We start from the raw sequence: 9834 nt of genomic DNA on the forward strand, positions 1-9834 counted from the left end.
GGTTAATAATGACTTAGTTATCTTTGACGGCAAAAAAAAGAAAGGGTCGTCAAAGCATGCGATATTTCTCCCAGCCCGCATTGAAGAACGTTGAAATGACCTCGGTCGTCGCGTTGAGCTCCTCGACGCTCTTCGCGTGGATGATATTCTCGGAAAGGGCGCTGTAGAACGCGTGGTTGACGATGTGGAGAGACTCTTTCGAGATGACGGCTCGAGCCTTCTCTGCGCCGTGGATCAGCTCGAGAACGCGGAGGGTGGTCCTGTCCTCCTCGTCGACGAGCCAGTCAAGAAAGTGCTCGTAGGGGGTGCCGTAGGAGCGGAACACAAGGAGCTCGTAGATGTCGCGATGGGAGTACAGCATCGCCGTGGTCGCGAGCGTCCCCGCCGCCTTGGCCTCGAGCGCGGCGCGCACCTGCTCCGGGGTCACGGGCTTCCCTTCGTCGTACCCAGCGAAACCTCGCTTCTCGCCTTGGGCGTAAGCTTTGCGAATCATGCTCGCCAGCGGCTCGACCAGCTCCGAGAAGAGCGCCTCCTTGTCTTTAAAATGCTTGTAGAACGCCCCGGTGGTCACGCCGGCAGCCTTGCAGATCCTGCGCAGGTTCGCCTTCTCGAACCCCTCTTCCAGAAACGCCGCAAGACCGCTCTTCAAGATGCGCTCGTGCGTCTCCTGGTAGTTGCCGTTGCTCACTGCGGTCACCTCCCTCCAAAAATAACTTAGCTATCTTTCGTGTTGGGGATTTTGCCACCAAAGTTAGTCAATGTCAACTCTTACGCTCATGATATCTCGGTAGAAGCGGCCTTGGCTTGATAGGCGGAGGAGCCTCGATGAACCGCCTAGTTAATTTGGGCGGGAACTATCTCTACTCGAATCGAAGCGGGGCGTCCTGAAAGGTTCTGTCTGGCTACAATCACGTCGCGTGCCGTTTGCTCCACTCGAGCAGCTCGTCCCTGAACGCGAAGCGCCCCCTCTTTCTACCCATCATCCTCCTGAGCGGCAGGGGGTCGTCCTCCAGGAGGCTCCATTCGTAGACCGCGTTCCTGCTCACACGTAAGAGTATCGCTATCTCCGCCACCGAGTACGTGTCCTGTATCGGCACGGGGATCTTGACGTACGGGCATCCTGCTGATTCGACTGCCATGCGTCTGCTCCTTCCGGAGCGGCAGACGCTGCACCTCGGCGTCGCGGGGCTTGGCGGCGATGGCGCGATGCTCGTTGCCATCGCCGCCGCTCGATATCGTCCCCTCGCTCAGCGAGGAGTTGCCTAGTGGGCGGTATCCGAAACTGAGCCAGTCGCCCAGTCTGGCCTGCAAGCCGCCCTCCGTTTACCCGCCATCGCCCTCGTCTCGTCGGCTCCCGAGATAGGCCGCGAAACGTCTGTAGGAGTCCTCTGACAGGCAGTGCTCCATGCGGCAGGCCTCAGCCGAGGCGGTCTCGGCGTCCACGCCTGACTCGACGAGCAGCCGCTCGAAGAAGCGGTGCTTGTCGAGGGTGGCCTCGGCGAGGCGCCCGCCCTCCTCGGTCAGCCGCACGTCGCGGCCGACCACCTCGGCGAGGCCCCTGCGCGCCAGGTTGCCGAGCGCCTTGGTGACGCTCGGCTTGGCGACGCCCATGCGCTCGGCGATGTCCACGTTGCGGCACGACCCGCGCAGGCGGCGGATCACGAGGATGGCCTCGAGGTAGTCCTCGGAGGATTCTCGCCCGCCCACCCGCTCATCTGCCCGTCGGGACATCGGCGGCATCGCCCCTGTCGGCGGGAACGGTCCACGACGAGCTTTCCTGCTGGAGCCTCCACAGCCTCGCGTACAGCCCGTCTTCGGCGAGCAGCGTCTTGTGGTTCCCCTCCTCCGCCACGCGCCCGCTGTCTAGGACGACGATCTTGTCCGCATTGGCGACGGTCCTCAGTCGATGGGCGATGACGATTACCGTTTTGCCTGCGCACAGGGTTCCGACCGCTCTCTGGATAAGCGTCTCGTTCTCGGGGTCGAGCGAGGCGGTCGCCTCGTCGAGGAGCACCACGGGCGCGTCTTTCAGGAGAGCCCTCGCAATGGAGAGGCGCTGGCGCTCCCCGCCCGAGAGGGAGGCGCCGTTCTCGCCCAGCACCGTGTCGAACCCCTGGGGAAGCCTCTCGATGAACTCCAGGCAGTGCGCCGCCCTTGCAGCCTCGGCCACCTCTTCGTCGGAGGCGCCTTCGCGGCCGATGCGAATATTGTTCGCAACCGTGTCGTCGAAAAGGACCACGTCCTGGAAGACTATGGAGACGTGCGCGAGCCACGATTCCTCGGAGAACTCGGCGATGTCCTTTCCAGAGCAGAGGACCCTGCCGCTGTCGGGCTCCCAGAATTTGGCCGCCAGCTGGGCGCAGGTCGACTTGCCCGAGCCGCTCGGCCCGACGAGCGCGGTGACTTCCCCCTCGCGCGCGACGAAGCTTACGCCGTGGAGCACCTCTTCGTCGCCGTACCCGAACCGGACGCCCTGGAAGGACAGGTCGTGGCCGGGCACATCCGCCGAGGCGGACCCCCTCGCTTCGGGCTCGTCCATGACCGCCTTGATCCGGGCCGTCTTGGTCGAGAGGTTGAGAAGGTTGGGCAGCTGCGAGACGAGGGCGAGGATGGGCCCGTAGACGCGGGAGACGATGAGCAAGAACATGAGCAGAACCATGAAGTCGACGCCGCCGGAGGCGAGAAGCACCGCCCCGACGCAGGCGGTCAAACCGACTCCCGAGCGGAGGATAGCACTCGCAAGGGAGACGGAGACGTCGACGGCGAGCTCGACCCGCATCGTCACTCTCTTGAGCTCGAGCATCGCCTGCTCCATGGCGGCGGAGTCCTTGCCCACCGCCCTGCAGGCCCTTATGTCCTTGATGCCTTCGAGGTAGTCCTGCACGCGCGCCAGCGCATCCAGGCGGACGCGGTTCTGCCTTTCGAAAAGGCGCGACTGATGGCGTCGGCTCAAGGCGATGACCCCCGCCGAAAGCGGAAGCGTGACCATAACGCAGCAGGCGAGCCTCCAGTCGAAGAAGGCGAGCATCACGCAGATGACCACGGTCGACACGATTCCGGCGATGAGCTGCGGGAGCGTCGAGGAGAGCATGGACTCCTGCGCCGTCACGTCCCCCATGATGCGGTCGGCAACGTCGGTCGTGTCCCGGCGGTTGAAGAAGCTCATGGGCAGCTTCCTCAGGTGGTCGGCGAGGCGCAGGCGGATGCCCTCGGACTCGGTGTAGGCGGCCACGTAGGTTTTCTTGTAGTCGTTCCTCGAGGCGAAAAAGACCACGACCGCCCCCGCGATCCCAACGGCGAAGATCGCCCAGAGCGCGCTCGCGTCGAAGGGCTCGCCCGCAAGGGTCCCCACAAGGGCCGCGAACGCGGCGACCGTGCAGACGAAGGGAATCATGAGGGCCAGGTCGCTCAGGGTGCATGCAAGGGCGGAGCGCTTGAGGCCAGAATAACCCTGCTTGGAGAGATTGAACGCCCTCTGAAGCCAAGGGGCTTTGCCGGCCGACGGCTCGCCGAACGCCTCCGCGGAGCCGTGCTCCTCAACAGAGCCATCCCGAGCCGCATGAACGGCTGACGTTTCGGGAACTTCGCCTTTGCTGTCAGTCGATGCGGATTCGATCCCCCATTCGACCGCCTCCGTGTACTGGCCCCACATCTTCGCATACGTCCCCGATGCGGCGAGGAGCTCTTCATGGGTGCCCTCCTCGACTTTGCGCCCGCCGTCAAGCACGACTATCTTGTCGGCGCCGACGACGGTGGAGAGCCTGTGGGCGATCATGATCACGGTCTTGCCGGCCATGAGCCTCTCGAACGCCATCTGGATCAAATGCTCGTTCTCGGGGTCGGAGAACGCGGTCGCCTCGTCCAGCACCACGATGGGCGCGTCCGAGATGATCGAGCGCGCGATGGCTATCCGCTGCTGCTCGCCGCCGGACAGGTGCACGCCCTCGGAGCCTATTACCGTGGCGTAGCCGTGGGGAAGGCTGCTGATGAATGCGTCCGCCTGGGCGGCCTTCGCCGCCTCGACCACCTCGTCGTCGGTCGCCCCCGGCCTGCCGCGCCTGATGTTGTCCGCGATGCTCTCGCGGAACAGGTGGGAATCCTGGAACACCAGGCTGAGGCTGCCCATCAATTCGTCCTGGCTCATCTCGCGGACGTCGACGCCGCCGACGAGAACCTGGCCCGAATCGACGTCCCAGAAGCGGGCGACGAGGTTCGCCAGCGTCGATTTGCCCGAGCCGCTCGGCCCCACGACCGCGCATACCGTGCCGGCAGGGATTTCCAGCGAGACGTCGCGCAACGCCGGCTCCGCGTCGTCCTCGTAGGAGAAAGTCACGTCCCGAAGGGACACCGAGGCGTCCTTCGGGGTTTTCGGCGCCTCGGGACAAGAGAGCTCCTCGATGCCGAGCACCGAGTCGATGCGGTCGATGTTTGCCTGGGCGAGCATCCCGTCCTCGCTCACGTAGAGGATCTTCGCGAACACGCTCGATATCGAATGCACGAACAGGAGGTAGAAGACGAGCGAGAGCACGAACGTCGGCCAGTCCTGCGCGCCCGGGGCGAGGAGTATGCCGACGGGCAGGACGAACAGGTACGCGTTGTTGATGATCGCCGTGAAGCCTGGCATGGAGTTCCGGAAGAAGAGCGTGACGTCGAGGGAAAGCCCCGTGTAGTCCTTGATCGCGTCGGAGAGGCGCTTGAACGAGCGCGCCGTCTGGCCGAAAGCCTTCACGACGCGCATTCCGCGAACGTACTCAACGGCGGCGTTGCCCATCTGCTCTTTCACTTCCTGGTAGCGCCCCATGCTCGCCATGACGCGCTTGTCGGCGTAGCCGGAGAACTGCACGACGCATGCGACGGCGACCGCCGCCAGCGTGGCGACGCCGAAGCGCCAGTCGAAGACGAAGAGCAGCGCCGCCAAGACGACGGGCGCGGCGGCGGTGGCCGCCAGGTCCGGGATGGAGTGGCCGATGAACTGCTCGATCCCGCCGACGCTCTCGTCCATGACCTTCGAGATCCTGCCCGTGCCGAGCCTGGCGACGTGCCCGAGGGGGATTCGCCCGAGATGGGCGGCGATGTCGAGCTTCGTGCGGTACTGCGCGTCGAATGCCGCGGCGTGGGAGCACAGAAGCGCGGCAAGATAGCACCCCACGTCAACGACTATGCCTGCCACCGCCAAGCCCGCGTAGCCCGCCATCGCCGAAACGTCGACGGCGGCCAGGTTCGGATAGACCCCGACCGCATCCCTGATCATGAGGTAGATCGCCACGTATGGGACGAAGGACGCCGCCGCGGATAGGACCGCCAGCGCCATGGAGGCGAACACGAGGGGCTTTCTTCTCCCCGCGAACCGCAGGCAGCGGGAAAGGGCCCCCGGCTTCCTTCCTTTGCTTTCCTTGCTCATTGAATACCTCTTCTCTCATGTTGCTTTCAAAAAAGGGTGCTAGGCGATTCCCGCGCGCTCGAGGTGCTTCTTGAACACCGCCCGTCCGACCAGCGAGCCGATGATGCCGCCCGCGAAGGTCACGGCTGCGATGATCGCGAACGTCTCGGGAGTCACCGTGGACAGAAGGGCTTCCATGTAGGCCGGGTCGATGCTGTTGGACCCCATCAGCTCGCGGTAGTAGTCTTGGGATGCGAACATGGGGACGAAAAGGCCCGCCGCCCAGCAGGTCTCGAAAAGCGCGTACCCCACGGCGACGCCTGCGAACCTCCCGTACCCGAGCGCTTTCCGCGCCAGCTCGGAGACGACGCCGCCGACGGCGAGGCCGAGCGCCACGGGCCATCCCGACCCGATGACGAAGACGATCACGGCGAAGACGAGGGCCATGATCAGCGAGGTTCCCGCGCGCGGCACGCGCGCATGCATGTAGACCCAGACGATCCCGGCGGGTATCGCGGCGATGGCGCAGCAGCCGCAGTACGCCACGACGCTCATGGAGGTGATTCCCACGACGAGCATGCTCACCACCATGAACAGCAGGGAGAAGACGCCGAGGGCTATGAGGTCCCTGGAGCTGAGGCTGCCGCTTTCCTTCCGTTTTGCTTTTGCTACCATTTCCAAATCCTTTCTTCCGTAGGAATCCCTTCTCAACCTTTGCAGGCCGGCTCACTCGATGAGCACGATCTGGTCGCAGGCCTTCGACAGGAACTCCGTGTCGTGGCTGACGACCGCCACCGTCTTCCCGCGAGACGCCTCTTCGCGCAAGATGAGCGCGAGGCGCTCCATGTTCCGGAAGTCCAGGCCGCTCGTAGGCTCGTCGAGGAGAAGCGCCCGCGCGCCCGACTCCGACGCGATGGCGCAGACGCACCTCTGCTTCTGCCCTCCCGAGAGCGATGCAGGATGGCGGTCGGCGACATCTCCCAGGCCAAACTCCTCCAGGACCGCTTCGAAGCGAAGCTCGTCGGCATCGGAAGGAGACGGAGCCACGGATGCCAACTCGTCGCGCACGCTCGGGCGAAAAAGCTGGTAGTCGGGATCCTGCATGACCAGAAACGCATGCTCGGGCCTTCTCTTGGGAGGGACTACCGAGCCTTGGAACCGGACATGCCCGAGCTCTTCTTTCTTGATCCCCGCCAGGCACTTGAGCAGGGTGGACTTGCCCACTCCGTTACGCCCGACCACGCCGACGACCCTCCCGGGGTCGAACGCGACGGTAATCCCCTCGAGGACCGGCATGCCCCTCTCGTACCCCGCATAGATTCCCCTCGCCTCGACGGCGGGAAAGGCGGAGGCGGGACGGGAAAGGCGCTGCATCAGGTCGGCGAGCTTCGGCGGCTCGGAGGACCTGAGCCCGCAGGACTCTCGCTCCGCGTCGGACAGCCCCAGGAATCGCTGCGCGTCCCATTCGGCGGCGACGGAACCGCCTTCGAAGAGCAAGTACCGGTCGGCGACGCTCGCGAGGTAGGAGAGCCTGTGCTCGGCGATGATCACGGCAGACCCGCTCGACTTGGCTTTCGATATGAAGGAGGCGAGCTTCTCCATGGAGGGAGGATCCAGATTGCTCGAAGGCTCGTCGAGGACGTAGACGCTCGGCTTGCAGGCCCATGCGCTCGCGAAGGCCACCGATTGCATCTGGCCCCCGGAGAGCTCGAAGATGCCCCTGCCCATCAGGCACTCTATGCCGAGCTCACGCACGACGTCGCGCACTCGCCTGTGCATCTCCTCCCTGGGAACGCCGAGGTTCTCCATGCCAAACGCGATCTCGCCGGTCGTGTCAAGGTTGAAGAACTGAGTGCGAGGGTTCTGGAAAACGCTGCCCGTCAAAGACGAGAGCTCCCAATCCTCCAGGTCGTCGACATCCCTGCCCGCTATGAGGACCTTTCCCGTCCGGCTGCCCTCATAGAACCCACCCGCCAGCCCGTTGACGATCCGGGTCGCGGTGGTCTTTCCGCAGCCAGATTCCCCGCAAAGAACGATGCATTCGCCCGGCGCGACGGCAAAGCTCACGTTGTCGACCGCCGGGGCATCGAACCCCGCATAGGTGAAGGAGACGCTTCTGAGCTCGACGGCGTTTTTCGTCACAGCAGCCCTCCGATCCCCTGGTTGGCCTTAGCAACCACAAGAAGCAAGCAGCAGGCGGCAAGGATCGAGAGAGGCAGGAAATCGACCCATCCGAACCGGGGCGCGTTGTAGGAGGTCTTCCTTCCAGGCCGGTCGATGCCGCGCGCAACCGCCGCAGCAGCGAGCTCGTCTGCGATCTTGGCGCAGCGCAGCATCACGGGCACGACCGCGGATTCGAACATCAGCGCCGGCTTCGAAACGAGATTCTTAAGCGAAAGGGCGAGCCCCCTCACCCTCATCGCGTCCGCTACGGCAGAAGACTCCTCCTTGAGCGTCGGAAAGAACCGCACCGCTATCACCAGCGGAACGACAACCGCCTTCGGCAGCCTCATCCCGTAGAGGGCGGCCGTGAGGTCGCCAATCTTGGTGGTAGTCGCGAAGACCGCCGCGAACAGGCAGATGGGCATGCAGGTGCGGCAGGCCAGGGCGAACGAGCCGAGGGCTCCGGCGGCGTTCGGCGGAAGCATCGTCGTGACCCAGAAGATGCCCATGAGAAAGAGATAGGCGAAAGAGAAGGATGCCGCCATCCTTCCGCGCCCGATTGCGAAGGAGAGGAGGACGACAACGGCAAAGAGGACCGAGCCCAGAACGTAATCCTTCACGATGGCCCCGGTCGCTATGAGCACGACGAGCATGGCCATCTTGGTTCTGACGTCGATGCGCTCCGCGAGCGTTTTCCGCATCCTGCTTCGCAAAACAGAACAACCTTCCCTTCGCTGCTATAATCAACGAAAGAAATGTTAGCTATGTCTAATTCATATCAGGATGCGCCTGCAAGGAAAAGTCCGAGCGCGCAGGAATTGCGTCCGAACGCGAATAAAAGGATCGGAAGATGCACGACAGGGAAACGATGTTCTCCCACGCTGCGCAAGCCGCGACGGAGACCTTTGCGGCCTCGCTCGAGACCATCGGCCTCGTCCTGGCGGACGGCTGGAACGGCGAGGGGGCTCTCTTCGAAGGCGATGGGAGCAGATGCGAAGGGTGGTACTGGGCGTGGGAGGCGCGGCGGTCATTCTCCGTCGTCTGCTGCGATTTCACTTTGAAAGAACGCCTGCCCTTCTGTTTCGATTCTGGTGGGTATTTTGCCGTCCGCCGCGAAAGGCATGGCCTCATGCCGCAATCAAGCGTTTCCGCCTTTCTCGAAACAAAGCCCAAGACAAGCTCGGTCCTTCTACCAAAAGGAGCGAGATTCTCCTACACGGAGATCGAGTATTACGACGAATACTGCCGAAGCGTCTTCGGAGAAAGAATCGACAAGGCGCTGAAACCGCTGGCGACCAGTCTGAAGGGCCTTAGGAACCAGGCTTCCTGGGATCCGGAAATAGCAGAGATGCTCGGCAAGATAACTCCAAGGGAGACCCCGGGACCGGAAGCGGGCCTCCTGTATTCCGGAATCGCGAACCTGGTGATGGCGAGGCTGCTTAAGATGAGAGAGAGCCTGTGCAAGGGAATGGCCGAGCAGGACCGCCTCTCGATCGCGAGAGCCGTGTCGCATATCGAGAGCAACCTGGGCGACGCGATCAGGCAGAAGGACCTGATCGAAATCGCGAACATGGGGTCAACCAAGTTCAAGAAGGCATTCAAGCAGGTGACGGGCTTGACGGTGACCGAGTTCGTCTCCTCGGAAAGGATTGAGCTGGCGAAAAGGCTGCTCGCCGACCATGATATGAGCATAGACGAAGTGGCGCATCGTTGCGGATACGCACGAGCAACAAGCTTCTCCGCCCTCTTCACGAAATTGGTCGGCATGCCCCCACGCAAGTGGAGATCGATCGCGAAGGTCGTTTTCGATGACAATCCGGAATCGAAGATGTCGGATGCCGTCGCGAACAAAAGAGCCTATATCGACGAAACGCAAATTGCAGACTAACTCATTCGAGAATCGCTGTTCGGGCACTGCCAACTGAGCAATGCTTACGCTCACGCGGCCATGAGAGCCACCTGGTCGGGCCTTTGCATCTTCTCAAGTCGAAACGTCCCCTTTGTCTCCATGCGACTATTCGCACAGAGAGGGGTGATTCCATGCAGAGCATAAGGAGCGCCGCCGGCAAACTTATCCACCGCGCCGACGGGAAGTCGTATTGTATCGAGATCGCGCGTAAGAGAGTAAGGGCGCTCCCGCGCGTGCCTGGTCGGATAGGGGCGGGCGCCGGGGTTCGTCCCCCGCAGGCGGCCGCGGGTGTCCTCGCCCTCACCCCTCGGCCCACCTCGCCAGGGGCGGCAGCCCGAGGGAGCGCAGGGCGGCGTCGCACCCGTAGACGGTGAGGCCGCCC

Annotated in this window: 8 protein-coding genes; 1 reads left to right on the forward strand and 7 read right to left on the reverse strand. The window is 63.4% G+C overall.

The annotated features are described in order from the left end of the window. Nucleotides 1–49: 49 nt before the first annotated feature. From B5F40_RS11450 to B5F40_RS11480, 7 genes are all read right to left on the reverse strand, one after another. Complete coding sequence (locus B5F40_RS11450) at nt 50–697, reverse strand: TetR/AcrR family transcriptional regulator (RefSeq protein ID WP_275531815.1); 648 nt, start codon at nt 695–697, stop codon at nt 50–52. A 211-nt stretch (nt 698–908) separates the two neighbouring features. Then, a complete protein-coding gene (locus B5F40_RS11455) occupies nt 909–1139 on the reverse strand; it encodes a hypothetical protein (protein WP_013978981.1) in 231 nt (76 codons plus the stop codon). A gap of 184 nt (nt 1140–1323) precedes the next feature. Then, the gene (locus tag B5F40_RS11460) at nt 1324–1731 is read right to left on the reverse strand and encodes a metal-dependent transcriptional regulator (RefSeq protein ID WP_157004950.1); all 408 of its coding nucleotides are present in this window, start codon (nt 1729–1731) and stop codon (nt 1324–1326) included. Further along, complete coding sequence (locus tag B5F40_RS11465) at nt 1712–5401, reverse strand: ABC transporter ATP-binding protein (protein ID WP_087190376.1); 3690 nt, start codon at nt 5399–5401, stop codon at nt 1712–1714. The genes B5F40_RS11460 and B5F40_RS11465 overlap by 20 nt, the downstream gene beginning before the upstream one ends. 39 nt (nt 5402–5440) lie before the next feature. Beyond that, nucleotides 5441–6055, reverse strand: a complete 615-nt coding sequence (locus B5F40_RS11470) for an MptD family putative ECF transporter S component (RefSeq protein WP_087190375.1) — start codon at nt 6053–6055, stop codon at nt 5441–5443. Between the two features lie 51 nt (nt 6056–6106). Next, nucleotides 6107–7522, reverse strand: coding sequence for an ABC transporter ATP-binding protein (locus tag B5F40_RS11475; RefSeq protein WP_087190374.1), 1416 nt, complete (start codon nt 7520–7522; stop codon nt 6107–6109). Beyond that, nucleotides 7519–8244: an energy-coupling factor transporter transmembrane component T family protein gene (locus B5F40_RS11480; RefSeq protein ID WP_238386052.1), complete on the reverse strand. Its 726-nt coding sequence runs from the start codon at nt 8242–8244 to the stop codon at nt 7519–7521. The genes B5F40_RS11475 and B5F40_RS11480 overlap by 4 nt, the downstream gene beginning before the upstream one ends. Nucleotides 8245–8393: 149 nt before the next feature. On the opposite strand from B5F40_RS11480, the gene B5F40_RS11485 reads away from it, so the two are divergent. Then, entirely contained in the window at nt 8394–9431 is a 1038-nt protein-coding gene (locus tag B5F40_RS11485) for a helix-turn-helix domain-containing protein (RefSeq protein WP_087194425.1), read from the forward strand. Nucleotides 9432–9834: the final 403 nt, after the last annotated feature.

It is taken from the genome of Gordonibacter sp. An230 (assembly GCF_002159915.1).
GTDB lineage: Bacteria > Actinomycetota > Coriobacteriia > Coriobacteriales > Eggerthellaceae > Rubneribacter.